Source organism: Gordonia pseudamarae, assembly GCF_025273675.1.
Classification (GTDB): domain Bacteria; phylum Actinomycetota; class Actinomycetes; order Mycobacteriales; family Mycobacteriaceae; genus Gordonia; species Gordonia pseudamarae.
In genome coordinates this window covers 1,184,838-1,208,034 of sequence record NZ_CP045809.1, presented here as the reverse complement: position 1 = coordinate 1,208,034, position 23,197 = coordinate 1,184,838, and the positions used below count along the sequence as shown (strand labels likewise).

Sequence of the window (23,197 nt, the reverse complement as noted above, 5' to 3'; positions counted from 1 at the left end):
GGACCTGACTACAGTCTTGGTCAGGTGAGCGTCCGCCCCAGCCCCGGCGGACAGGACAGGCCCGCACACCGCGGCCCGGCGCGCAGGCGTCGATGATCGAGAACGACGCGAAGAGGTGAGGGCCGATGCCCGGATACGTCCCCGAGGGATTCTCCGCCGGACTCGAAGGCGTCGTCGCCTTCACCACCGACATCGCCGAACCCGACAAGGACGGCGGCAATCTCCGGTACCGGGGCGTCGACATCGAGGACCTGGTGGAGAACGAGGTCACCTTCTCCGACGTGTGGGCATTGCTCGTCGACGGCCGTTTCGGTGACGGGCTGCCGCCGGCCGAACCGTTCCCGCTGCCCATCCACACCGGCGACGTCCGGGTCGACGTGCAGGCCGCGTTGGCGATGCTGGCCCCGATCTGGGGATATCGCCCGCTCCTGGACATCGACGACGGCACCGCCCGCGACAACCTGGCCCGCGCATCGGTGATGGCGCTCTCGTATGTGGCGCAGTCGGCGCGGGGCATCTATCAGCCTGCGGTACCGCAGCACATCATCGACGACTGCCCCACCGTCACCTCCCGCTTCATGACGCGGTGGCAGGGCGAACCCGACCCCAGGCATGTCGCGGCCATCGACGCCTACTGGGTCAGCGCCGCCGAGCACGGTCTCAACGCCTCCACGTTCACCGCGCGCGTCATCGCCTCCACCGGCGCCGATGTCGCGGCGTCGCTGTCGGGGGCGATCGGTGCGATGTCGGGGCCGCTGCACGGCGGCGCGCCCGCCCGCGTGCTGCCGATGATCGAGGAAGTCGAACGCACCGGTGACGCCCGCACACTGGTGAAAGGCATTCTCGACCGCAAGGAGAAACTGATGGGATTCGGGCACCGGGTGTACCGGGCCGAGGATCCCCGCGCCCGCGTATTGCGCCGCACCGCACGCGAACTCGGCGTCCCCCGGTACGAGGTGGCGGCCGCCCTCGAACTGGCCGCGCTCACCGAACTCCGCGAACGCCGCCCCGACCGTGCCATCGAGACCAACGTCGAGTTCTGGGCCGCGGTCATCCTCGACTTCGCCGAGGTACCCACCCATATGATGCCCGCGATGTTCACCTGCGGACGCACCGCCGGGTGGTGTGCACACATTCTCGAACAGAAACAACTCGGCAAACTGGTGCGCCCCGCCGCCGTCTACACCGGCCCCGGCCCGCGGCGCCCCGAGGATGTCGACGGCTGGGCGGACCGCTGATCTGTCCGCGCGGCACCCACCCCATCCAGATGCCGAACCCATAAGTCTGTTCGCGGCCGGCGCGCATCTTCCGGTTGTGGACACCGGGGACCACTTCTGCCAGTGGTCCCGGCCACACCGGTAAACTTTGCGCCCATGAGCGAAACCGCGTCCGCGCCCATCACCATCCCCAACGACCTGTTGCCGTCCGACGGCCGGTTCGGTTGCGGACCGTCCAAGGTCCGCCCCGAGCAGCTGCAGTACCTCGTCGACACGGGGTCGTCGGTGTTCGGCACCAGCCACCGGCAGGCCCCGGTGAAAAACGTGGTGGGCGCGATCCGCGAGGGCCTGACACAGCTGTTCTCGCTGCCTGAGGGCTACGAGGTGGTGCTCTCGAACGGCGGCACCACGGCGTTCTGGGACGCCGCCGCGTTCGGCCTCATCGAGCGCCGCTCCCTGCACCTGACCTACGGCGAGTTCAGCTCCAAGTTCGCCACGGTGTCCAAAAAGGCGCCGTTCCTGGACTCCCCCGCGGTGATCTCCACCGACCCCGGCACCGCGCCCGACCCGGCCGCGCTGACCTCCGACGACTTCGGCGGCGTCGACCTGATCGGCTGGGCCCACAACGAGACGTCCACCGGTGTTGCCGTGCCCGTGGTGCGTCCGTCGGGCTCCGAGGACGCACTCGTGGCCATCGACGCGACATCGGGCGCCGGCGGTCTGCCGGTGAACGTCGTCGACACCGACGTCTACTACTTCGCCCCGCAGAAGTGCTTCGCCGCCGACGGCGGTATCTGGGTGGCGCTGATGAGCCCGAAGGCGCTCGAACGCATCGACAGGATCGCGCACACCGACCGCTGGGTGCCCGAGTTCCTGTCGCTGCCCACCGCGGTGGACAACAGTTCCAAGAACCAGACCTACAACACCCCGGCCCTGGCCTCGCTGCTGCTCTTCCGCAACCAGATCGAGTGGATGCTGGGCAACGGCGGTCTGGATTGGTGCGTCTCGCGTACCGCCGACTCCAGCAAGCGCCTCTACGACTGGGCCGAGGCCAGCGAGTTCGCCACCCCGTTCGTGACCGATCCGGCACTGCGCAGCCAGGTCGTGGGCACCATCGACTTCTCCGACGACGTCGACGCCGCGGCCGTCGCCAAGGCACTGCGGGCCAACGGCGTGGTCGACACCGAGCCGTACCGCAAGCTGGGCCGCAACCAGTTGCGCATCGGCATGTTCCCGGCGATCGAGCCCGACGACATCACCGCACTGACCCGGTGCATCGACCACGTCGTCGGCAAGCTCTGACGACGACGGATTCTCCGACACCGGTGCACCCCGGTGCCTGTAGCATCACCTATCACTGCCATCACATGCCTTCGGGTGTGTGCGCAAATGGGGGTTTGTGCGTGTCATCGGGTACCGGGACCACCGGTCTGATCTAGGCTTGGGCCCGATGCCCGTACTCAAGGTCCCCGTACTCTAGGTCACAGAGGAGGAGCAGATGCGTGAACTCCGCGTCGTCGGTGTCGATACCGACGGTAAGCGTGTCATCTGCCAGGACCCTGAGACCGCCGAACGTTTCGTCATCGCCGCCGACGAGCGACTGCGTGCCGCCGCGCGCGGCGACATCTCGCGACTGGGCCAGATCCAGATCGAGATGGAGAGTTCGCTGCGGCCCCGAGAGATCCAGGCCCGTATCCGGGGCGGTGCGAGCGTCGCCGAGGTGGCTGCGATCGCGGGTGTGACGATGGAGCGGATCGAACGTTTCGCACACCCGGTACTGCTCGAACGTCAGCGGGCCACCGAGCTGGCGGCGCTCTCGCACCCGCTGCGTGAGGACGGCCCGTCGGCGTACACCCTCGCCGAAACGGTCACCGAAGCGTTCGGCGCGTTCGGTGACAACCACGCCGAAGTCGACTGGGACGCGTGGAAGGGCGACGACGGCGACTGGGTCATCCAGCTCATGTGGGTCGTCGGGCACAGCGACTGCTACGCGCACTGGCGGTACCGGCCCGGCTCACACGGTGGCCTCACCGATCCACTCGACGAGTTGGCCTACGAGATCACCCACCCCGAGCTGATCGAGCCCAGGCGCAGGCTGGCGCCGGTGGCGTTCGAGCAACCGGCCGCGCCGGAGTTGGTGTCGGCCACCGTCGCCGATCACGCCCAGCCGGTGCGTCCTACTCCCGAATCCGCCACCGGGTTCCCGGTTGCGCGGCCCGACGCAAACGAATACGGCGCGGGTGAGTACGAGGCGGACACGTACGACGCCGGCGAGACCGGGGCACCGGCGGTCACCGTGCGCTATGGGCCGAGCGGCACCGAACCGTCGGACAGTGGGTACCGCGACGAGTCGGACACCGATGATCGGCGTGCGGCCGCACCCACCCCGATCACGCGCGGGCGCACGCTCGGCCGGTCCGACGACGCCCCCGTGGCCGACCGGAGCCCTGACGGGCAGACGCCGACCGCCCCTGGCATCCCCCGCACCGGAGACCACGAGGAAGCCTCCCACGATGAACATGGTGACGACGCACAAGTGAAGCCGCGACGCAAAACCCGCACCCCGCCGGTTCCCGCCTGGGAGGACGTCCTGCTCGGCGTCCGTGGCAACGGGCACAGCTGACCCGTGTCCGCCCGCGCCACAGCCGTCTGGTTCATCGACACACCCGATGCCACGGTCCGCATCCGCGAAGGCCTCATCAACAGTCCCGATGACGCCCGCACACTCATCCAGCCGATCTACGGCGACAAGGTGCTCGTTCCCGCCGTCGACACCGACCTGGCGACCGCGACTGCCGCCGTCGACGCCGACTCCGATCCTGATTCGATCGTGTATGTCGGATCGTACGGCGGACTGGCGGTGGTGGTGTGTCCGCTCTTCGTCACCGCCCGGCCGTCGACCCTGACCAAGACGATCATGGCGGTCCGCACCAGCCATGTGGTGACACTGCTGCACACCGATCCCGGCACCGCGCTGGGCGCGTTCGCACGGTGGGAGGCAGGCACATTGCGCCGCGCATTCTCGGCCAACCCGGTGACCATCTACGAGGACGAGGGCATTCCGTTCGTCTTCGAGCGTCCGTTCTGGGCGGGCGAGTGCCCGATCTATTACGCGCCGGGCGCGCAGCCGGAGCTGATGGCGCTGCCGTTTCATCCGCAGGAGCTGGCCGAGCAAGCCAACCGCGACTGGCTCGGATTCCGGTTCACCCATCCCCTCGCCGATACCGACACTGATCCGGCGACCATCCCGGTCACGGGTTTCCGGGTGCACCCCGCCGGTTACGTCGCCGCTGCCGATCATGTGGTCACCGCTGCCGATCATATGGTTGCCAGGACCGTGGCGACGCCGCAACCCGCGCCCCCCGACCAGTTCCCGGAGGCTCCGGCAACTCCACCGGCGGGCAAAGGAAAACCGAAAGGTCGCTTCCTTCGGCGTCTCAGGCGGTACTTCGGGCTATAGACGGGTTCGACGGAGGAAGAACGGGGATGTGCGGGCCCACAGACCGAGGCCCGGCGCATATATTCAGCCGGGTTCGGTGTGTGGGCCCGCCCCGTTCTGGACGACGGAGTGAGCCGGGCGACGAAGGAGCCCGCGCGAACGACGGAGGAAGAACGGGGATGTGAGGGCCCACAGACCGAGGCCCGGCGCATATATTCAGTGCGGTATGAAGGTGAGCACCACTCCGGATCCGAGCCCGGACAGCATTCCGACGTAGCTACCGCCCACCAGCCAGCGCCACACCGGAAGCATCCGCAGATCCCATAGCGTCCAGGCGATTCCGCAGGCGACAATCGCCATTGCGAGCCAGCCGAGCCACCATCGGATGTCACCGAGCAGGTCGTTGATCCCCACCAGCAGGCATGCGCTGAACACGGCCAGCACAACGGTGACGAGCACACCCAGACCCCACGGTGTGGCCTCGGCCTGACCCGGCGGGCGCGGGGTCACAGTGTCCGCGCCCGTTCGTAGAAGGCGATCGCGGCGGCGGTTGCCACGTTGAGCGAATCGGTGCCGCGTGACATCGGAATGCGTGCGCGCACATGGCTCGCCCGCATAACCGCCCTGGTCAGTCCGGGCCCCTCCGCGCCCACCAGGAACGCGACCTTCTCTCTCGGCGCCTCGGTCACCGGGTCGGTCAGCGCTTGCGCCAGTGCCGGCGACGACACTTCGGGCGTCAGCGATACTGTCTGAAATCCGTTGTCGTGCAATATATCCAGCCCGTCCGGCCAATCGTCGAAGGCGGCGGAAGGCACCAGCAGCGCATGCCCCATCGACACCCGCACGCAACGCCGGTACAGCGGGTCGGCGCAGCCTGCGCCAAAAAGCACCGCGTCGATACCGAGCCCGGCCGCGTTGCGGAAGATGCTGCCGATGTTCTCGTGGTCGTTGACCCCTTCGAGGACCGCGACGGTGCGCGCACCGGCCAGCACGTCGGACAGCGCGAGGCGCTGTGGCCTGCGAGCCACGGCAAGCACCCCGCGGTTCAGATGGAACCCGACGACCTGGGCCATCACGTCGGCGCTCGCGCGGTAGAAGGGCACACCGGCGAGTTCTGTCCCGCGCAGATCGCCGGCCAGTTCGCGGAGCCGCTTGTCGACGCCGAGGAAGGCGTGCGGCGCGAACCGGGATGCGATCATCCGCTGAGCCACCAGCACACCCTCGGCGATGACCAGGCCTTTGCCGACGCGTCCGCCGGGTAAGGCGGGCAGATCGGGCCGGCGATCGACCGAGTTGAGGTCACGGAAGTCGTCCACGCGCGCGTCGTCGGGGTCATCGACGTCGATGACGGTCACCGACAGTCCCTCATGGACGGGCCCCCGCCCTGTCACTTCAGGTCCTGTCACTTCAGGTCCTGTCACCTCGGGGTCTGGCGCCTCGGGGGCTACTTCTGGGGTCGACACATGCCCAAGTCTGCCAAACGGCCTGACGTACTGTGACATCGTAGGGCGATGAGCACATCGGCATTTCGCTTGGAACTCCACCGGGCCACCGAGAGCGACTGGCCGGACATCTTCGTCAACGACGCGCGGGCGTTTCTGCAACCGGGACCGCCGCCCGCGGCCGAGCAGGCGAAGGCCCGGGCGATGTTCGGCGACGGCGATGTGGTGGTGGTCCGTGATCCGGGGATCACCACCGGCCAGTCGCTGGCCGGTGTCGCGGCCTTCTACCGGATGCGGATCACGGTGCCCGGCACACCCGCACCCGTCGCCCGGGCCGCGGGCCTGTCCTGGGTGTCGGTCGCCGCGACCCATCGTCGCCGGGGCGTCCTGCGGGCGATGATGAGCGATCTGTTCGATCAGTGGGAGGCCGAGAACTTTCCGTTCGCGATTCTCACCGCGACGGAGGCGACGATCTACGAGCGCTTCGGCTTCGGCCCGGCCTGCCTCGCCGACAAGTACACGATCACTCTCGACAAAGCCCATCTGCGGGCCGAGCAAGACTCATCCGGCGCCGCGACGGTCACCTTCGCCGCAGCCGCGGATGTGATGAAAATTCTACCCGCTCTGCATGATCGGTGGACATCAACACGACCGGGCGCGGTCCACCGCGACGAGCCACACTGGCGGACCCTGGTGCGCGGGTATGATGCGGAGTCCGCGCCGCACCGATCGGCCGGGCACTATCTGCTGCACCGGGACGGCTATGCGCACTATCGGACCATCGACGAACCCGAGAACACCGAGAACAGCGGCGCCTACGCCGCCCGCGCCGAGGTCGACGAGTTCTTCGCGACCACCGACGAGGCACATCGCGAGCTGTGGCGGGTCCTGCTCAACCTCGACCTGGTGACCACCGTGAGTGTGGACGTGCCCACCGACGACCCGCTGCCGCTGGCGGTGACCGACATGCGGTCGGTGGACGTCACCGGTCGCGACGACAAGCTGTGGCTACGGATCCTCGACGTTCCGGCCGCGCTCACGATGCGCGGCTACCGGGGTGACCTCGACGTGGTGATCGACGTCGAGGACCGGTCCCGGGACCGCGGCGGCACATTCCGCCTGCAGGTGAGCGACGGCGTGGCGCAGGTCTCCGCATCCAGCGCCGAACCCGTTGTGCGTCTGGATATCTCAGTTCTGGCATCGCTCTACCTGGGGGCTTTCACCCCATCGATGACGGCGGCCGCCGGAAGGCTGTGGACGGCCGGACCCGATATCACCGCGGCACTCGATCGGGCATGGGCCACCGACCGGGCTCCGTTCGCGGGTACGTACTTCTGATCGGCCGGTGGCTGTCAGCCGGTGCGTTTCGGGCGGTGCGTGTCAGTTTCAGGCGGTGCGTGTCAGGCGATAACCGCGGCCGCCGACGGTACCCATTGCCGAGTCGGGGGCGATCTCGTCGACGTCGTCGTCGCCGCGGATGATCTTGTCCATGATGCCCACGACCTTCTCCAAGGTCTCCCGCTCGTCGGGGGTGAGTTCGGCCAGCCGACGGCTGAGCCACTCCTCGCGGGCGGCCAGCTCCGCGGAGATCGCGTCGATCCCACGCTCGGCGAGCGTCACGATCGCCTGCCGCCCATCGGTGGGGTGCGGTTCGCGTCGCACCATACCGAGTTCGGTGAGCGAGGCGATCACCCTCGTCATCGACGGCGGTTGGACACGCTCGGCCATGGCCAGCGCGCCCGGCGTCATCGGGCCTTCGTGGTGCAGGGTGTTCAGCGCCGACAGCTGAGTCAGGGAAACGGACTTGGTTCCCCGGCGGCCACGCAGGCGACGAGCCAGCCGGACTACCACCAGAGACAAGTCGCCCGGCAACCGGTCTGCGTCGTAATTCTCGTTCACGCTCACAGACTAATCGACAATGTCGATGCAAAGTATCAAAGAACAGACCCTGACGACCACTAGTCCGGAAATGGGACCAATGACCCTACGGCACGCCTCGTAGTTGTAGCCCATACGGGGTATTGCTAACCGAACAGATTTGAGATTGGTTCGCGTACAAAGTAAAGCACGAACACCGCGGCGACCAGCCAGAGCAACGGGTGCACCGTCCGTGCCTTACCCGACGCGGCCGCGAGCACCACCCAGCTGATGAACCCGACCCCGATTCCATTGGCAATCGAATAGGTGAACGGCATCGTGACGATGGTGAGAAACGACGGCAACGCGATATCGAAACGGGTGAAGTCGATATTGCGTACCTGTGCAATCATCATCGCACCCACCACGACGAGAGACGGCGCCACCGCCTCCAGCGGAATAATGCTGTAGAGCGGCGTCAGGAACATCGCCGCCAGAAACAGCAATCCGGTGACCACGTTGGCGAAGCCGGTCCGCGCGCCCTCGGCGATGCCCGAGGCCGACTCTACGAACACCGTATTCGACGACGACGAGGCCGCGCCGCCGATGACCGCTCCCGAACCCTCCACGATCAGCGCGCGGCCGATGCCCGGCAGGTTCCCGTCCTTGTCGGCCACGCCGGCTTCCCGTCCCAGCCCGGTCATCGTGCCCATCGCATCGAAGAAATTCGACAGCACCAGAGCAAACACCAGCACACAGGCGGCGAACACCGAGATCTGGCTGAACGCCCCGAAAATGTCAACCTCGCCCACCAGACTCAGATCGGGCAGACCGCCGACACCGTCCGGCAGGTCCGGCACCGACAGGCTCCAGCCGCCCTTCTCGGTGGCGCCGGACCCGAAATGGAAAATCGACTCGAGAATGACCGAGACGACTGTCATGATGACGATTCCGAGCAGGAGTCCGCCGGGAACGCGCCACACCACCAGAGCCGCCATCAGCAGCACACCGACAACAAAGATGAGCGTCGGCACCGTCGAGATGGAATTTCCCTCTGCGCCCAATTGCACCGGGACCGTGGTATTGGCGGCGTCGGGAATTCGATGAACGAATCCGGCATCCACCAATCCGACAAATGCGATGAAGCAGCCGATGCCCGCCGCGATCGCGGCCTTGAGTTCGGCGGGTACCGCATTGAACACCGCGGTGCGAAAGCCCGTGGCCGCCAGCACCACGATGATGATGCCGTCGATGACCACCAGCCCCATCGCCGCCGGCCACGACATCTGCGGCGCGATCGTCACCGCCAGCAGACTGTTGATCCCGAGCCCGGCGGCGAGTGCGAACGGATAGTTCGCGATAACCCCGAACAGAATCGACATCACACCGGCGACCAGCGCGGTGACCGCGGCGACCTGATCGAGTTGCAGGAAGTGGCCGTCGGCGTCGGTGTTGTGCTCACCGCCCAGGATGATCGGGTTGAGCACCACGATGTAGGCCATCGTGAAGAAGGTGACCAGACCGCCGCGCACTTCGCGGCTCAGCGTCGAGCCCCGTTCGCTGATCTTGAAATAGCGGTTGAGCGCTCCGGTCCCCGACCGGACTTGCCCGGAAAGATCTGGCCCAGAGGGATCTGGCCCAGAGGGATCTTGCCCGGAGTCATCGTGTACGGATGGTTCGGCCACAGCAGAAAGCTACCCTGATCGTATGTCCGACGCATCCCAGTCCCCGGAGTTCACCGAGTCCGGGAGCACCCCGAATCCGATGGTCGGGCCCCGGTCGGCCCCCGAGGCTCCGTCTTCCTCCCTCCCTCGGGGTCGCAAGCTCCCCACTCACTCAGTCGTCCAGACGGAGCCGGGCCAACCGAACCCTCAGAATCCGATGGTCGGGCCCCGGTCGGCCCCCGAGGCCCCGTCTTCCTCCCTCCCTCGGGGTCGCAAGCTCCCCACTCACTCAGTCGTCGAGACGGAGCCGGCCCAACCGAACCCTCGCATCCCGGAACTGCCCGCCGCGCTGCGCGCACCCGGGCCGGTGATCGTCGCGGGTATGGCGGCCTGGCTCGTGGCGACCGTCGTGGTGGCCGTCACCGGGGTGGGCCCCGACCGCGCGTTGACCGTGTGCTGGGTGGGGCTGGCGGTGGGGGCGCTCGGCACCGTCATCGTGCTGGTGCAGCGTGGAGCGGTGCGACGCGGCGCCAAGGGCGCTCAGGTCGGCCTGAACTGATCGACCGGCCCGCGGGCGCGGCGGCGACCCACCGAACGCGCCACCGCCACGCACACCAGCACCCATAACGTGCCGAGCAGCCATCCGGCGACCACGTCGGTGGCCCAGTGCACCCCGAGGTAGACGCGGGTGGCGCCGATCACCAGCACCAGCGCCGGCACCAGCCACAGCACCGCGAGGTGACCGCGCAGCCACGCCCACACCGGTACCAGCGCGAACGCCGCCAGGCCGTAGACCACCGCGCTCATCATCGAATGCCCCGACGGGAACGAGAAACTGTCGATGGCGACCAGTTTGGTCACATCGGGCGGGCGCTGCCGGCCGAAGGTGTGTTTGAGGGCGATCATCAGACCCAGGCCGACAGCGGACCCTCCGCCCATCATCACCGCCTCCACCGGCCGGCCGCGCATCAGCGCGAGGACGGTGACGGCGACGGCCACCGCGGTGAGCACCGGTGTGGACCCCAGATGGGTGATCAGAGGCACGATCCGGTCGCCGAAGCCGGTGCGGTGGTCGACCACCCAGTTGGTGATCTCGTGGTCGATCGTCATCGAGGTCACCGCGCGGTCCGGTCCGCGTTCAGGTGCGTGATGCCGCGGTCGTCGACCCACCAGCGCACCTCACGCACCTCACCGGTGCCACGTACCCGCAGCCTATCGTGCACCCGTACCTCACCGTGCCCTGGTTCATGGCCGCCGTCGGCGGCGAAGGCCACGGCCACGGCGTCGTCCCAGGTGGCGGCGGTCCCCTCGTCGACGACCTCCATTCGTACCTGCTCCGAGGCCAGACCCACATCCAGGATGTCCGCGAGCAGCGCGGCGGCCCCGGGGTCCACCGGCAGACCGGCGATCACCGCCTCCGACGGCGCGATCACCCCGACCAGCCACGGACGGTCCAACACCACCGCACGGCGGCCGGCCGACCCGTCCATCCGCCGTACCGCCTCCGGGACGGCGAGGTCGTCGACGGTGACGGTGCCGGCCACGCAGGCCGCCACGAGCGCACCGTGGGCGCGCACCGCCGCACCGGGACTGATCACCCGGTCCGGGTCGGCGAGCCGGTCGAGCACGAGCTGAGCGTCGCGCACCGATTCGACGATCCCGCCCAGGGCGGGTGCCAGGAGATCGGCGTGCGGATGCTCCAGCGGATCGAGCACCCCGGCCAGCCGCGGGTCGTCGGGAGCCCGGTAGTCGCCCAGCCGGCGACCGCCGATGCGGGCGTGCCGACGCAACCACCATGCGGTGTAGCCGTCCCGGTCGGCGATCAGCGGCGCGGTGCGTTCGTCGGTGGCCAGCAGGCTCAGCGCGGCCGGCCAGCGGTCGGGGTCCACCAGATCGAGGTCACGGACCGCCCGCAGCGTCCGCGGCGGCTCGGGGCGGGTGTCCCACCAGAGTTCCTCGTCGGGCAGGTCGTGGTCGGCGGCCACCGGCATGTCGTCGACGACCGTGAGGAAGCCCCAGCCCGCTCCCAGCCGACGCAGCGTCGCCACACCGTGCTCGGCCACGAACGCCGGATCGACCGTGCCGAAAGGGGATTGGTCGTCGAGGACCTGTGCGAGCGGACTGCCGGGCAGCAGCAGTTCGTCGGCGCACACCCATTCGCCGTCCTCGTCCGGCAGCGGGAGAACCGACAGCCATTCGGGGACGGCCATGTCCGGATCGGCGGCGAGCAGACTCAGCACGTCCTGCACGAGGGTCGCGGTGTCGGCGCCGACGGCATCACCCTCGTACGGGTCGCCCTCGTGCGGATCACCGGCGTACGGGTCGTCGGCGCGGGCCACGACAGCGGCCCGCAATTCCGGCAACGCGATCACCTCCTCGGTGGAGATGACCTGCGCACCAAGACGTTCGAGCAGCGGATGCACCACCTCCGGGTCCGGCCCGGTGATCCAGCAGGCCCGGGTACCCGGTATCCGGGGGATGAGCAGGCCCCGCGCACCGAAGTTGAGTCGGCCGTCGGTCCGGGGTACGGGCAACGCGCCGAGCGCCTCCACCTCGATCGGTCCGAACACCAACGGCGACAACGCATCGTAGAGCTTCCACCACCACCGCGGCGGCCGGTCGGCACCCGCGAGACGGTCAGCGATCCCGGCCAGGCCGATCTCGTCCACACCCACCGCCCGCAGGACCGGCAGCCAGGTCGGCGACGAGACCTCCACGCAGACAAGGCCGCCGACGAGATCGCCGAGCGCATCGGCGAGCGGTGCGGTCAGATCGGCGAAGAGCACGGCCCGTCCGGGCACCACATCGCCGTCGGCGACGGTGGGCAGCCACCGGCCGTCCGTGACCTCCGCCAGTACCGCGGCGGTGATTGCGGCATCAATGTCGTTGCGCGCCAGACCTATTCGTGGAATCAGTGCCGGTCGCGACGCCGGGGCCAATGCCAGCATCAGCGACAGATAACCGTCGGCCACGCCCGACAGGTCGGCATCGGGGTGCACACGGCGACGATCGGGGGTCAACGCCAAGGTGGTGATACAGCGTGCCGGCAACGACAATTCGATGTCGGTGGGCGTCGGCGCCCGCAGCACATCGGACCCGGCGACGACGGGCGCGCCGGTGGCGTCGGTCTCGACCAGCCACGACGCGGAGCGCCCATGAGCGACCAGCCAGGCGCGTTCACCCGCGCCGCCCCCGCGTACGATCGCCGTCCCGACATCGGGCACCTCCGGGTGCGGGCGTCTGTGGATGACGAATCGTGTTCCCGCAATATCGATCTCGGACAGGGCCGTAAGTTCGAGCAGCAGATCGGGCGCTTCCGCGATCATGCCGACGAGCAACCCGTCCAGGTCGATGCCGGCCCGGACCGTGAGCACGATCTCGGTGTCGAAACCGTCGGCCGGGCCCCGCGATGACTCCCACACCAGTCGCAGTAACGGCACCTGCCGGGCCGTCAGCGCGCCGGCCACGCCGATCGTCTCGATCTCAGCCCAGGTGCGTGCGCGGTCGAACAACACCGAACCCGAGCGAGACCGGATCTCGACGGTGTCGGCGATCGTGGCGGTGGCGGTGAATCCGACCCCGAACCGGCCGACGGCCGGCGGAGTCTCATCGTCTCCCCCTACGCCGGCCTCCACTGGGCCGATGTCCGCCGCGTCCGTCGCCGCTGCGCCGATGTCCCTTGCGCCGATGTCCCTTGCGCCGATGTCCCTTGCGCCGGGCCGGTGCCCGGCCTTGGCCGACACCCGCAGTGCGGTCAGCGAACGCACCCCCGCCGCGCTCAGCGGCGCACCGGTGTTGGCCACATGTAATTCGCGGCCCGTCACCCAGACCGCCACGGTACCGGGCACCCCCGCCGCCGCGGCGGCATCGGCGCCGTTGGCGGCGAGCTCGGTGAACAGCCGGTCCCGATAGCCCACCGACACCAGGTCCGACTCGGCGGCGCAGTCCTCCAGCAGCCGCGTCTGCGACAACCGCCACGACTCGGCTATCGCCGCTCGCAGCCCTGCGGTGGCAAAGGGATCCAGGCCGGAGGTCACTCCGCGGAAACGCGGACGGGCGTCTGCTCGATGGCCGCCTGACGCACCGCGGTGGACACGATCTCCACCGCGCCGTCGTCGTAGGCCTCGAACGCCGGCGATCCGCCACCGTGCGGCGCGGGCACATCCGAGTGCGCACCGCATCCGTACTCGGCCGACACCACTCGGCCGTCGGCCGAGTACTCGTTCGCGCACGCCCCGAATCCCGCGCGCAACGCGCCCGAGAGCGGAACATAGAAACCACACGAACAGCACGAGTGTTTGGCCGCCAGCGCCATCGCCGCCGTCGGGCCGAACTCGCCGTCGTACCAACGCTGCGCCGCATCGTCACGGCCCTCACGGCTCAAGAGCCTGCGCCGGCCGAGGCCCAACTCGCCGATGGCCTGCGCCACGTCGTCGGGATCGGTCTGTTCGCTCTCGGTGCGGAACTCGTCACCGGTGTCGACCTGACCGGGCACCAGCCGCACGTCGTCGGGCTCGGCGCCCAGCAGATCGCCGGGCGTCAGATCGCCGGCGACGACCCTCTCGTTCCACGGCACCCAGGCCGGGGCCAGCAGCGAATCACCGCCGGGGAGCAGGACGATCTCGCTGACGGTGATCTCGTCGGAGCCCGGCGCACCGGCCAGGACCACGCACCACTGCCACCCGCGGTAGCCGACCAGGTCGGCCTCGAAGTAGTGGGCGACGGCCCAGGGGCCCTCGGCCACGGCACCCCGATGGGCGCCCGGCTGTGCGCCGTCATCGACCAGCGCCTCCCGCGCCTGCGCAACAGCATCGAGCAGCCGGTCACCACTACTTGGAAGAGTCACGGTTCCAGTGTGCAATACCGATGGGTGTGTATTCCACTTGTGCCCCTCCCACGGCTACCGCGCCGGACGACATCACCCGTGCGGCTCCGCCACAGCGGTCGCCGGATAGGGAACAATCGACTCTGTGAATCGACGCAACCGGCCGCTGCATCCCCGGCGCGACGAGTCGGGCCCGACCCGGCGCGGCCCGGGGTCGGGTGGCACCGCCTCGCGTCCCCCGGGTTCATCCGACTCGCGTCCCCCGGGTTCGTTCGAACCGGCGCCGACGCGGACCACGCCGCCGACCAGGCCGTTCGATGAGCATCCGGGCGCGGTCAACTATCCGCCCGACGGCTCATCGCCCGACCGTCATGGAACCGACCGTCATGGATCCGACCGTCATGGATCCGAACGTCATACAACCGACCGCCACGCAACCGACCGCCACGCCTCGGGCGGCCGCCATGACGAGCCGGTGCGGCGCGACCCGCGCCGGTCCACGCGCACCGGCGGGAGCCGTGGACCTGCCGACCAGGCGTATCTGCCGCCGCCTACGCACAATCCGCACCTGTCGCCGCTGACCCCCCGCCACGGCGGAACCCACGACACCCACCCCGACGGCCGCCCGACCGACCGGATCGACCCCGACCGGATCGACTCAGGGCAGGCGCCCGGGGCCGCCCAGGCCGCGACGCCCTCGAAGCTGACGGTCACGCGGGTCGCGGCGATGCGTGGCCGGTACTTCTCCAAGCTGATCGCCGACAAGGTGTACCAGGCGGCCACTGCCGACGGCGCCGACCGCTCGGGCATGACCGCGCTCACCATCCCGGTGATCACCAACTTCGCGGTCGACGCCGCGATGGCCGTCGCACTGGCCAACACACTGTTCTTCGCCGCCGCCACCGGTGAGTCCAAGATCAGCGTCGCCCTCTACCTGGCGTTGACCATCGCACCGTTCGCCGTGATCGCACCGCTGATCGGGCCCGTCCTGGACCGCCTGCAACGCGGCCGGCGCATCGCGATGGCCGGCACCTTCGGGCTGCGGGCCCTGCTGGCGGTGCTGATCATCACCAACAGCGACTGGAACGCCGACGCCGGCCAATTGCACTACGACCCGTGGGTGCTGTACCCGTGCGCGCTCGGCATGATGGTGTTGTCCAAATCGTTCGGCGTACTCAAATCGGCCGTCACCCCGCGCGTGGTGCCACCCGCGATCGACCTGCCCCGCGTCAACTCCCGGCTGACCACCTTCGGACTGATCTTCGGCACGATCGCCGGCGGCGCCGTCGCCGCCGTCTTCGAAATACTGCTGTCCAAGGCGCTGCCGATGCACCAGCCCGGCGCGTTGGTGTTCCTGTGCATCCTGGGCGTCACCGGCGCCGTGTACTGCATGCGTATCCCGGCCTGGGTGGAGGTGACCACGGGCGAGGTGCCCACGACGTTCTCCTACCACGGCGAACCCGCCACCAGCGCCCCTCCTCGCGACGATGTCCGCTTCGCGCACGGCGCCGACAGCGTCTCGGCACGGGGCAGACAGATGGCCGGCGCGATCGCCCAGACCATCCGGCAGCCCCTCGGCCGGGTGGTGGTGGCCGGCCTGTGGGGCAACGCCACCATTCGCGTGCTCACCGGATTCCTCACGCTCTACATCGCCTTCTACGCCAAGGCCCAGGGCGAACAGTCCGGTCTGATGCAGCTGGCGGCGGTCGGTGCGGTCGGCGCCGCGGCGGGCGTCGGCAACGCGCTGGGCAACGGTCTGGGCACCCGCGTCGAACTGCGAAGTCCACCGCGCATCATCGTCATCGCGACCACCTCGTGCTGCGCCATCGCTCTGCTCGCCGCCCTCTTCGGCAACCTGTTCGGCGCGGTCGCGGCGGGCCTGGTGGCCTCCGGGATGAGCGCCATCGGCAAGGTCTGCCTCGACTCGACGATCCAGGACGGCCTGCCCGAACAGTCCCGCGCTTCCGCGTTCGGGCGGTCCGAGACCGTCCTGCAGTTCGGCTGGGTCCTGGGCGCCGCGCTCGGCGTGCTGCTGCCCACCACCCTGTCGATCGGTTTCGGCGTGGTCGCCGGGGTGATGACGATCGGAACGGTGCAGACCATCCTCACCACCCGCGGGTCGACCCTGATCCCCGGTTTCGGCGGTAACCGCCCCGACTATGCTGCACCTACCGGAGCCATTCACCGGCCCCCGGCCGGCTCGCAGCCCACGGCCGGTACACAGCCCCCCGCCCGACCACAGGCACCCCGCACCGCACCGACGGACCGGGTGCCCCGACCGGGCGACACCCCCTATCCCCCGCAGGCCGACAGAAGAGGACGACCCCGGACGTGACATTCGGACAGCTGCGCAGCGGCGAACGCAAAGCACTGGTGATCTTCGTCGTCGTGGTCGTGGCCTTCGTGTCGGTGGTCGGCGGCACCGTAGCCCTGCTCACCGACGGTTTCGCCGGGCACGACGAGGACGATCACCCACCGAAGGTGGCACTGGCCGTCGGCGGCACGCTGACCCGCATCGAACCGGCACGCTGGTGTTCGGTCGACCTGAGCGACTGCTCCCCGGCCCGCATGGAGGACATGAAAGTGCCGCGGGTGCCGGTCGAGGTCGGTGAATCGGTGGTGCTGTCGGTACCGGCGTCGATCGCCGAACGCCCGTGGAACATCGTCGCCGAATACCTCACCCCGCACGGTTCGGCCCGCGACGGCGGCATCCGCACCTCGGGCAGCACGTACACGATGGTGCTGCACTCACGGCCCGACTACATCCTCACCACGATCGAGATCCAGCTGCCCTCGATCCGTCTGGACGCCGACGGTGTGCCGGTGGCCCGCGCCATCATCGCCGCCGACACCCGGCCCCGGGAAAAGACCGGAACCGACAAGGCGGGCAGCGACCACTCCGACTAGGTCGATAGTCGACGTACCGAATCGACGTATGCCGACACAACCGGCGGAGCTCGCGCGAAGCTCCTTAGACGGGTACCGGAAAGCCGGTACCGACGAAGACCCCGTACGGTACGCCCGAGAACCGATGCGACAGAAAACCGATGCGACGAGGGGCCCGCCGGCAGCGACCGCTGCAGACGGGCCCCTCTCATCCGGGAGTGAACCCGATGTCCGGGATCAGGCCTCGAGTTCGCGGGCCACGGCCCGCACGACCTCGGAGATGCGCTGCGCGGTCTTGCGGTCCGGGTACCGGCCCTTGCGCAGATCGGGCTGTACCTTGGCCTCCAGCAGGGTGATCAGGTCGGCGACCATGCCGTGCAGTTCATCGGGGGTGTGTCGCTTGGCCTCTTTGCGGGCCTGATTGCGGGCGGCCTCGCGGGTGTTGCGGGCGACACTGGGCGCGGGATCGAGAATGGTGACGGCCAGCGCCTGCGGACCGCGGCGGCCCGCGGCCATCCCGAACTCCACCTTCTGCCCGGGTTTGAGGGCCTCGACCCCGTCCGGGAGCGCCTCAGCGCGAACGTAGACGTCTTCGCCGCTCTCCTGCGACAGGAAGCCGAAGCCCTTGTCCGCGTCGTACCATTTGACCTTGCCGGTAGGCACTGTGCTCACCCTCACCTGTGTCGGGAACGTACCTGCGCCCGAGGAATTCGGACACACTGAAATGCGCCCGCTCAATCACAGATTCGACTCCATGATGACGAGCAGGGCGCATCGGTGTCCCCAGTCTAGCGGGCGCGCACACCCGCCGTCACGTCCATATCGTTGTCCCGGGGTACCGCGCGCTCTCCGTGGGCTAGCCCGGTGTTCTACCGTGGAGATATGCACAGTGAGGGCAGCGAGCGCACCACCCGCGCACCGGCCGGACTCATCGCCGCGATCGGATTCTTCGTGGTCGGGCTGGTCGCGATCATCGTCCTGTTCGTGACGCCGCTCGTCACCGACGGCGACACCGCGCCGACATTCGTCTACCTGCTGACGATGTGTGCGCCGATCGGGTTTGTACTCGGTCTGATTTTTGCATTGCGGTCGGGGCGCGGGATTCGGTGAGGATCGAGCCATGACACACACCCCGTACCTGACCACCCTGTCCCCCGCCGCCGACTCCGATGTCCTGCGGCGCGCGTTCAGTTGCTTCCCGTCCGGTGTCGTCGCCGTCTGCGCCCGGATCGGCGACGAACTGGTCGGCATGGCCGCGAGCGCATTCACCACCGTGTCGCTCGAACCGCCGCTGGTCTCGCTGTGCGTGCAGAACACCTCCACCACCTGGCCACGGCTGCGCGGTGTGTCCGAGGTGGGCGTGAGCGTGTTCGCCGGTGATCAGTCGGCGCTGTGCCGCCAGCTCGCCGGCCCGGCGCACCTGCGTTTCGCCGCGATCGAACCGTTGCACACCGAGGCCGGGGCGGTGTTCGTGCCGGGTGCGGCGGCGAGCCTGTCATGCTCGCTCTACAACGAGATCCCGGCCGGCGATCACACGCTGGTTCTGCTGCGAATCAACCAGCTCGACGCCGACCCGGCGGTCGAACCGCTCGTCTTCCACGCCAGTGGTTTCCGCACTCTGGTCTCGCGGGCGGCCGTCGATGCGCCGTCCGGGCCCTAGCGGGCCCCGATGTCCATCACCCCGCTCGGACTGCCGATGCGCCGCCGACCCCCGGTGAGCGCGGCACCGGCGCACGTGACCGGCGCGGGGCTGATCGACAGGTACGGGCGGGTGGTGCGCGACCTGCGCGTGTCGGTGACCGACAGGTGCAATCTGCGGTGCACGTACTGCATGCCCGCCGACGGGCTCGACTGGCTGCCCGGCGACGCGGTGCTCACGGCCGACGAGTTCGTCCGGGTGATCACCGTCGCCGTCCGCGACCTCGGGGTCCGCGGTGTCCGCTTCACCGGGGGCGAGCCGCTGCTGCGCCGCGACCTGGAAACGATCGTCTCCGGTGTCGCCGCGATGCGCCCGCGCCCGGAGATCACACTGACCACCAACGGCCTCGGCCTCGGGCACCGCGCCGACGGCCTCGTCGCAGCCGGCCTGGACCGGATCAATGTGTCGCTCGACACCGTCGACGCCGACAGGTTCGCCCAGGTCACCCGGCGCTCGCGGCTGTCGGACGTCGTCGGCGGACTCGCCGCCGCCCGGCGGGCGGGAATCGGCACCATCAAGGTCAACGCGGTCATCCCGGATCGCTCGGACCTGGCGCGGTTGCCGCAGTTGGCCCGGTTCTGCCTCATCCACGGCTATCAGCTGCGGGTCATCGAACAGATGCCGCTCGACGCCGGCCACCGCTGGGACAGGTCGCAGATGGTGACCGCCGACGACATCCTGCGTACATTGCGCGGCGAGTTCGGTCTGCTCGACGACGAGCGGCCACGCGGCAGTGCCCCGGCCGACACGTGGGTGGTCGAGGGTTGGCGGGCGGCCGACGGCGGCCCGGCCCGGATCGGGGTGATCGCCTCGATCACCCGGCCGTTCTGCGGCGATTGCGACCGCACCCGACTGACGGCGGACGGGATGGTGCGCAACTGCCTGTTCGCGAACACCGAGACCGATCTGCGGTCGGTGTTGCGCGGGGGCGGTACCGCACGTGAGGTCGACGCCGCGATCGCCGCCGCGTGGCGGGGCAACGCGTGGGCCAAAGCGAGCGGCCACGGCGTCAACGATCCGGACTTCCACCAGCCCGAGCGACCGATGTCGGCGATCGGCGGCTGAGGCGATGCGGGTGACGGTGCGGTTCTTCGCGGCCGCACGGGCGGCGGCGGGCACCGAGTCGGCGATCGCCGACATCGACCCGGCGATCACGCTCGGCGAGTTGGAGGCCCTGCTCGCCCAGGGCGATGCCGAGCTGCTCCGGGTGCTGGACCGTTGCTCGTACCTGCGCGATGAGATCGCGTTCTGCGATCGCACCGCCCGGGTCGGCGAGTGCACGACGATCGATGTGCTGCCGCCGTTTGCCGGCGGCTGAGCCACCCAGCACCCTGTGACCTTCCTCACATAACAGGCAGGTAACGAGACGGCCACAAGTCAACCATTACGCCGTGAGCAGGGCGGACGCGTTTTTCCCGCCCGAAGGCACCTGATCCGGCATGAAATTACTTTGCCGACAAGGGTGATTACCGACGGTAAAAGCCGTAGTCTACGAATCGTTCGTTCCTCCGAACGATCCACCCCAAGAAACAAATCGATAACGTCCGGGCGGTCGCGCCGAGCCTCGCTCCATCCCCGGACGTGAAAAGACACTTCAGGAGCGAGGACGGGGGACCCACCCTCATCACGAGACCGGGCATCGGCGATCCGATGCCCTTGGGGTCAAGCCGGGTGCACCACACCCGGCCGAGCAACCTCTCGCTCGAACCCGACAGCTGACTTCGTAGGCGCGTGGAGAGAGGAATTTACAGACCTATGTCCGGACGTCATCGCAAGCAGACAAACAGTACCGCAAGCAGGACAGTTGCCAAGGTCGCCCTCACCGGCGCCGTCCTCGGCGGCGGAGCAGCCCTGCTGGGGACCGGGTCGGCCAACGCCGCCACCGATTCCGAGTGGGACCAGGTGGCTCAGTGTGAGTCCACCGGCAACTGGTCCATCGATACCGGTAACGGCTACCACGGCGGCCTGCAGTTCAGCCCCAGCACCTGGTCCGGCTACGGAGGCGGCCAGTTCGCCCCGACCGCCAACCAAGCCACCCGCGAGCAGCAGATCGTCGTCGCCGAGCGTGTGCTCGCCGGCCAGGGCCCCGGCGCCTGGCCGGTCTGCGGAACCGTTCTGTCCGGCCCCACCCCGCGCAGCGCTCCGGAGTCCACCACGATCACGCCGGCCGCGCCCAAGATCACGGTCCCCGAGGCACCCGAGCAGGTCAAGCAGATCACCGATACGTTCGCCAAGAGCACCACCGACGTGGAAAAGCGCCTCGACGACGCCCTCCAGTCGCTGAACGTGCACCCCGATCTCACCAAGATGTGGGCCGCGGCCAAGAAGACCGGCTTCGAACTCACCCCCGAGCAGATCGCCCTGTTCAACCAATACGAGAACCAGCTGCCCAAGTAGGGCGCACGGCGTTCACGTTCACAGGCCTCCGCACGTAGATCCACTCCGTGCGGAGGCCTTGCTGTCCCCGCAATTCATGCCCGGGGCTGCCTGTTCGCGTGCGTGTCAGGCGGAGCCGACCCATTCATCCGTGCCGTCGGCAAAGCGCTGATGCTTCCATACCGGCAGTCGCGCCTTCACCTCGTCGACGAGCCCGGCGCACAGCGTGAAGGCCTCGCCCCGATGGTCGGCGGCCACGGCCACCACGAAGGCGACGTCGCCGACACCCAGGTCTCCGACGCGATGGGACACCGCCACCGCCCGGACGCCGTCGCCCGCACCGGCGGTCACCTCAGCGACGACCCGGTCGAGGACGCCCGGCGCGCTGGGGTGCGCCGAATACGACAGCGCGACCACGTCGTCGTGATCGCCGTCGTGGTGGCGGACGATGCCGCCGAATCCGACGATCGCACCGGCCGCACCGCCGGACAGCGCGGTCACGTGGTCCTCGTGTTCGCGCTGGCAGATGGGGTCCTCACACACCGCGGTGCGGATCGGGATCAATGGTCGCCTCCGGCGATCTGGTCGAGCGCGTGGTCCAGGACGGTGGCCAGTACAGCCAGTCCGTCGCGCACCCCGCCGGTCGAGCCGGGCAGGTTCACCACCAGAGTGCGGCCGGCGATACCCGCGACCGCGCGCGAGAGCATAGCCGTGGGGACCTGCGGCGTCCCGGCGGCCCGGATGGCGTCAGCGAGACCGGGGATCTCGGCGTCGAGCAGCGCACGCGTCTGTTCGGGGGTGCGGTCGGTGGGTGACAGGCCGGTCCCCCCGGTGGTGACCACCAGATCGGCCTGCTCGAAGATCGCGGTGCGGATCGCCCCGCCGACGGGCTCGCCGTCGGCGACGACCGTGCGTTCGACCACGTCGAAGCCGCGTTCGGTGAGCCATTCCTCGATGAGGGGTCCGGTCTTGTCGCGGTAGCGGCCCTGGCTGGCGCGGGTGGAGGCGACCACCACGTGTGCGAGGCGGCGGGACTGTCCGGTATGTGCGCTCATCGGATACCTACAAGGAGCCGTCGCGGAACCAGTCCCCCGACTTGCCCCCCGTTTTCGACACAAGCCGAATGTTGTCCATCCGGGCGGATCGGTCGACCGCTTTGACCATGTCGTGCAGGGTGAGTCCGGCGACCGCCACCGCGGTCAGCGCCTCCATCTCCACCCCCGTCTGCCCCGACGTCGACACCGTCGCGGTAACCGCGATGCAGTCGGTGTCGATGGTGAACTCGACGTCGACGGACGACAGGGACAGCTGATGGCACAACGGAATCAGCGAGTCGGTGCGCTTGGCGGCCATGATCCCGGCGATCCGGGCCGTCGCCAGCACATCGCCTTTGGGCAGTTCGCCGTCGACGAGCAGGGAGATGACCTCCGCGGTGGTGCGGAACGTGCCACCGGCCACCGCGCGCCGGCGCGTTGTCGCCTTGTCGCCGACGTCGACCATGCGGGCGGTACCCGACCCGTCGATATGTGACAGGCGGGGCATGTGCCCGGGGTCGTTCACCGTCGCCGGGTCAGCTGTTGACGACGGTGTGCGACTGCACGAACGACAGTTCTTCCGCGGGCAGCGGGAACGTCACATCGCCGAACGGTGAGAGCGCGCCGGGCACGCTCGCGGCAAACTCGGAGACGGCGTGCTGGTGGCCGCCCTCGTCGTCGATCGGCCAGCCGTTGTCGATGTACTGCTTCTTGCCATGCTTGTTCTGAGCCACAACGGTCATTCTGCCATGAGCCCC

At 68.9% G+C, this 23,197-nt stretch carries 25 protein-coding genes and 1 riboswitch; of the genes, 13 read left to right on the top strand and 12 right to left on the bottom strand.

Translation table 11 applies throughout. The features are described from left to right. Window positions 1-125 precede the first annotated feature (125 nt). The 4 genes from GII31_RS05285 to GII31_RS05270 all read left to right on the top strand — a co-directional run bounded on the left by GII31_RS05285 (window position 126) and on the right by GII31_RS05270 (window position 4,677). A complete protein-coding gene (locus tag GII31_RS05285) occupies window positions 126-1,238 on the top strand; it encodes a citrate synthase 2 (RefSeq protein WP_213247444.1) in 1,113 nt (370 codons plus the stop codon). Window positions 1,239-1,373: 135 nt separating this feature from the next. Continuing rightward, window positions 1,374-2,519 carry a phosphoserine transaminase gene (gene serC / locus GII31_RS05280; protein ID WP_213247442.1) on the top strand — a complete coding sequence of 382 codons (1,146 nt, stop codon included), beginning with the start codon at window positions 1,374-1,376 and terminating at the stop codon, window positions 2,517-2,519. Window positions 2,520-2,715: 196 nt separating this feature from the next. Then, complete coding sequence (gene sepH, locus GII31_RS05275; protein ID WP_213247440.1) at window positions 2,716-3,840, top strand: septation protein SepH; 1,125 nt, start codon at window positions 2,716-2,718, stop codon at window positions 3,838-3,840. 3 nt (window positions 3,841-3,843) lie between these two features. Continuing rightward, on the top strand, window positions 3,844-4,677 hold the full coding sequence (locus tag GII31_RS05270; RefSeq protein ID WP_213247438.1) for a DUF6928 family protein: 834 nt from the start codon (window positions 3,844-3,846) through the stop codon (window positions 4,675-4,677). A 195-nt stretch (window positions 4,678-4,872) separates the two neighbouring features. On the opposite strand, the gene GII31_RS05265 is transcribed toward GII31_RS05270, so the two are convergent. Together GII31_RS05265 and GII31_RS05260 are read right to left on the bottom strand one after the other, a co-directional pair. Continuing rightward, complete coding sequence (locus GII31_RS05265) at window positions 4,873-5,166, bottom strand: DUF2537 domain-containing protein (RefSeq protein WP_213247436.1); 294 nt, start codon at window positions 5,164-5,166, stop codon at window positions 4,873-4,875. Then, window positions 5,163-6,011, bottom strand: a complete 849-nt coding sequence (locus tag GII31_RS05260; RefSeq protein WP_213249888.1) for a TrmH family RNA methyltransferase — start codon at window positions 6,009-6,011, stop codon at window positions 5,163-5,165. Before GII31_RS05260 ends, GII31_RS05265 begins: the two co-directional genes overlap by 4 nt. A gap of 156 nt (window positions 6,012-6,167) precedes the next feature. Between GII31_RS05260 and GII31_RS05255 the strand changes: the two genes are divergently transcribed. Continuing rightward, window positions 6,168-7,436 carry a GNAT family N-acetyltransferase gene (locus GII31_RS05255; RefSeq protein ID WP_213247434.1) on the top strand — a complete coding sequence of 423 codons (1,269 nt, stop codon included), beginning with the start codon at window positions 6,168-6,170 and terminating at the stop codon, window positions 7,434-7,436. A gap of 48 nt (window positions 7,437-7,484) precedes the next feature. Here the strand turns inward: GII31_RS05255 and GII31_RS05250 are convergent, their stop codons facing one another. Continuing rightward, entirely contained in the window at window positions 7,485-7,997 is a 513-nt protein-coding gene (locus GII31_RS05250) for a MarR family transcriptional regulator (RefSeq protein WP_407649891.1), read from the bottom strand. A 125-nt stretch (window positions 7,998-8,122) separates the two neighbouring features. Then, window positions 8,123-9,640 (bottom strand): NCS2 family permease, encoded by a 1,518-nt coding sequence (locus GII31_RS05245; RefSeq protein ID WP_407649890.1) that lies wholly within the window; start codon window positions 9,638-9,640, stop codon window positions 8,123-8,125. Window positions 9,641-9,947: 307 nt separating this feature from the next. Between GII31_RS05245 and GII31_RS05240 the strand changes: the two genes are divergently transcribed. Continuing rightward, complete coding sequence (locus tag GII31_RS05240) at window positions 9,948-10,178, top strand: DUF2530 domain-containing protein (RefSeq protein ID WP_246222259.1); 231 nt, start codon at window positions 9,948-9,950, stop codon at window positions 10,176-10,178. Here GII31_RS05240 and GII31_RS05235 read toward each other — a convergent pair. From GII31_RS05235 to GII31_RS05225, 3 genes are read right to left on the bottom strand one after another with little or no spacing between them, the layout of a single operon-like run. Next, complete coding sequence (locus GII31_RS05235; protein WP_213247430.1) at window positions 10,160-10,729, bottom strand: phosphatase PAP2 family protein; 570 nt, start codon at window positions 10,727-10,729, stop codon at window positions 10,160-10,162. The two genes, GII31_RS05240 and GII31_RS05235, sit on opposite strands and share 19 nt — an antisense overlap. A gap of 5 nt (window positions 10,730-10,734) precedes the next feature. Continuing rightward, a complete protein-coding gene (locus GII31_RS05230; protein ID WP_213247428.1) occupies window positions 10,735-13,656 on the bottom strand; it encodes a hypothetical protein in 2,922 nt (973 codons plus the stop codon). After that, window positions 13,653-14,465, bottom strand: coding sequence for a DUF3027 domain-containing protein (locus GII31_RS05225; RefSeq protein WP_213247426.1), 813 nt, complete (start codon window positions 14,463-14,465; stop codon window positions 13,653-13,655). Before GII31_RS05225 ends, GII31_RS05230 begins: the two co-directional genes overlap by 4 nt. 124 nt (window positions 14,466-14,589) lie before the next feature. Here GII31_RS05225 and GII31_RS05220 point away from each other — a divergent pair, with 124 nt between their 5' ends. Together GII31_RS05220 and GII31_RS05215 are read left to right on the top strand one after the other, a co-directional pair. After that, on the top strand, window positions 14,590-16,779 hold the full coding sequence (locus GII31_RS05220) for an MFS transporter (protein ID WP_407649889.1): 2,190 nt from the start codon (window positions 14,590-14,592) through the stop codon (window positions 16,777-16,779). Further along, on the top strand, window positions 16,776-17,351 hold the full coding sequence (locus GII31_RS05215; RefSeq protein WP_213247422.1) for a DUF2771 family protein: 576 nt from the start codon (window positions 16,776-16,778) through the stop codon (window positions 17,349-17,351). Before GII31_RS05220 ends, GII31_RS05215 begins: the two co-directional genes overlap by 4 nt. 216 nt (window positions 17,352-17,567) lie before the next feature. Here the strand turns inward: GII31_RS05215 and GII31_RS05210 are convergent, their stop codons facing one another. Then, entirely contained in the window at window positions 17,568-17,993 is a 426-nt protein-coding gene (locus GII31_RS05210) for a cold-shock protein (protein ID WP_213249882.1), read from the bottom strand. 219 nt (window positions 17,994-18,212) lie between these two features. Between GII31_RS05210 and GII31_RS05205 the strand changes: the two genes are divergently transcribed. The 5 genes from GII31_RS05205 to GII31_RS05185 all read left to right on the top strand — a co-directional run bounded on the left by GII31_RS05205 (window position 18,213) and on the right by GII31_RS05185 (window position 21,426). Beyond that, window positions 18,213-18,440 carry a hypothetical protein gene (locus GII31_RS05205; RefSeq protein WP_246222112.1) on the top strand — a complete coding sequence of 76 codons (228 nt, stop codon included), beginning with the start codon at window positions 18,213-18,215 and terminating at the stop codon, window positions 18,438-18,440. A gap of 10 nt (window positions 18,441-18,450) precedes the next feature. Continuing rightward, window positions 18,451-18,990 (top strand): flavin reductase family protein, encoded by a 540-nt coding sequence (locus GII31_RS05200; protein ID WP_213247421.1) that lies wholly within the window; start codon window positions 18,451-18,453, stop codon window positions 18,988-18,990. A gap of 9 nt (window positions 18,991-18,999) precedes the next feature. Then, window positions 19,000-20,094, top strand: a complete 1,095-nt coding sequence (gene moaA / locus GII31_RS05195; RefSeq protein ID WP_213247419.1) for a GTP 3',8-cyclase MoaA — start codon at window positions 19,000-19,002, stop codon at window positions 20,092-20,094. A gap of 4 nt (window positions 20,095-20,098) precedes the next feature. Continuing rightward, window positions 20,099-20,347 (top strand): MoaD/ThiS family protein, encoded by a 249-nt coding sequence (locus GII31_RS05190; protein ID WP_213247417.1) that lies wholly within the window; start codon window positions 20,099-20,101, stop codon window positions 20,345-20,347. 245 nt (window positions 20,348-20,592) lie between these two features. Then, window positions 20,593-20,775: riboswitch (cyclic di-AMP (ydaO/yuaA leader) on the top strand. A gap of 9 nt (window positions 20,776-20,784) precedes the next feature. After that, window positions 20,785-21,426 (top strand): transglycosylase family protein, encoded by a 642-nt coding sequence (locus GII31_RS05185; protein WP_213247415.1) that lies wholly within the window; start codon window positions 20,785-20,787, stop codon window positions 21,424-21,426. 105 nt (window positions 21,427-21,531) lie between these two features. Here the strand turns inward: GII31_RS05185 and GII31_RS05180 are convergent, their stop codons facing one another. The 4 genes from GII31_RS05180 to GII31_RS05165 are packed head-to-tail and all read right to left on the bottom strand — an operon-like array spanning window position 21,532 to window position 23,182. Next, on the bottom strand, window positions 21,532-21,969 hold the full coding sequence (locus GII31_RS05180; protein ID WP_213247413.1) for a molybdenum cofactor biosynthesis protein MoaE: 438 nt from the start codon (window positions 21,967-21,969) through the stop codon (window positions 21,532-21,534). After that, window positions 21,966-22,460: a MogA/MoaB family molybdenum cofactor biosynthesis protein gene (locus tag GII31_RS05175; RefSeq protein ID WP_213247411.1), complete on the bottom strand. Its 495-nt coding sequence runs from the start codon at window positions 22,458-22,460 to the stop codon at window positions 21,966-21,968. The genes GII31_RS05180 and GII31_RS05175 overlap by 4 nt, the downstream gene beginning before the upstream one ends. A 7-nt stretch (window positions 22,461-22,467) precedes the next feature. Next, window positions 22,468-22,947 (bottom strand): cyclic pyranopterin monophosphate synthase MoaC, encoded by a 480-nt coding sequence (moaC, locus tag GII31_RS05170; protein ID WP_213247409.1) that lies wholly within the window; start codon window positions 22,945-22,947, stop codon window positions 22,468-22,470. A 28-nt stretch (window positions 22,948-22,975) separates the two neighbouring features. Then, window positions 22,976-23,182, bottom strand: coding sequence for a hypothetical protein (locus GII31_RS05165; protein WP_213247407.1), 207 nt, complete (start codon window positions 23,180-23,182; stop codon window positions 22,976-22,978). Window positions 23,183-23,197 lie beyond the last annotated feature (15 nt).

Excerpts from the sequence above, each read along its gene's own strand:
- moaA (WP_213247419.1), top strand. The coding sequence starts at position 19,000 with ATGTCCATCACCCCGCTCGGACTGCCGATGCGCCGCCGACCCCCGGTG.
- GII31_RS05285 (WP_213247444.1), top strand. The coding sequence starts at position 126 with ATGCCCGGATACGTCCCCGAGGGATTCTCCGCCGGACTCGAAGGCGTC.
- sepH (WP_213247440.1), top strand. The coding sequence starts at position 2,716 with ATGCGTGAACTCCGCGTCGTCGGTGTCGATACCGACGGTAAGCGTGTC.
- serC (WP_213247442.1), top strand. The coding sequence starts at position 1,374 with ATGAGCGAAACCGCGTCCGCGCCCATCACCATCCCCAACGACCTGTTG.
- GII31_RS05165 (WP_213247407.1), bottom strand. The coding sequence starts at position 23,182 with ATGACCGTTGTGGCTCAGAACAAGCATGGCAAGAAGCAGTACATCGAC.
- moaC (WP_213247409.1), bottom strand. The coding sequence starts at position 22,947 with ATGCCCCGCCTGTCACATATCGACGGGTCGGGTACCGCCCGCATGGTC.
- GII31_RS05205 (WP_246222112.1), top strand. The coding sequence starts at position 18,213 with ATGCACAGTGAGGGCAGCGAGCGCACCACCCGCGCACCGGCCGGACTC.
- GII31_RS05255 (WP_213247434.1), top strand. The coding sequence starts at position 6,168 with ATGAGCACATCGGCATTTCGCTTGGAACTCCACCGGGCCACCGAGAGC.
- GII31_RS05200 (WP_213247421.1), top strand. The coding sequence starts at position 18,451 with ATGACACACACCCCGTACCTGACCACCCTGTCCCCCGCCGCCGACTCC.
- GII31_RS05235 (WP_213247430.1), bottom strand. The coding sequence starts at position 10,729 with ATGACGATCGACCACGAGATCACCAACTGGGTGGTCGACCACCGCACC.
- GII31_RS05175 (WP_213247411.1), bottom strand. The coding sequence starts at position 22,460 with ATGAGCGCACATACCGGACAGTCCCGCCGCCTCGCACACGTGGTGGTC.
- GII31_RS05190 (WP_213247417.1), top strand. The coding sequence starts at position 20,099 with ATGCGGGTGACGGTGCGGTTCTTCGCGGCCGCACGGGCGGCGGCGGGC.
- GII31_RS05185 (WP_213247415.1), top strand. The coding sequence starts at position 20,785 with ATGTCCGGACGTCATCGCAAGCAGACAAACAGTACCGCAAGCAGGACA.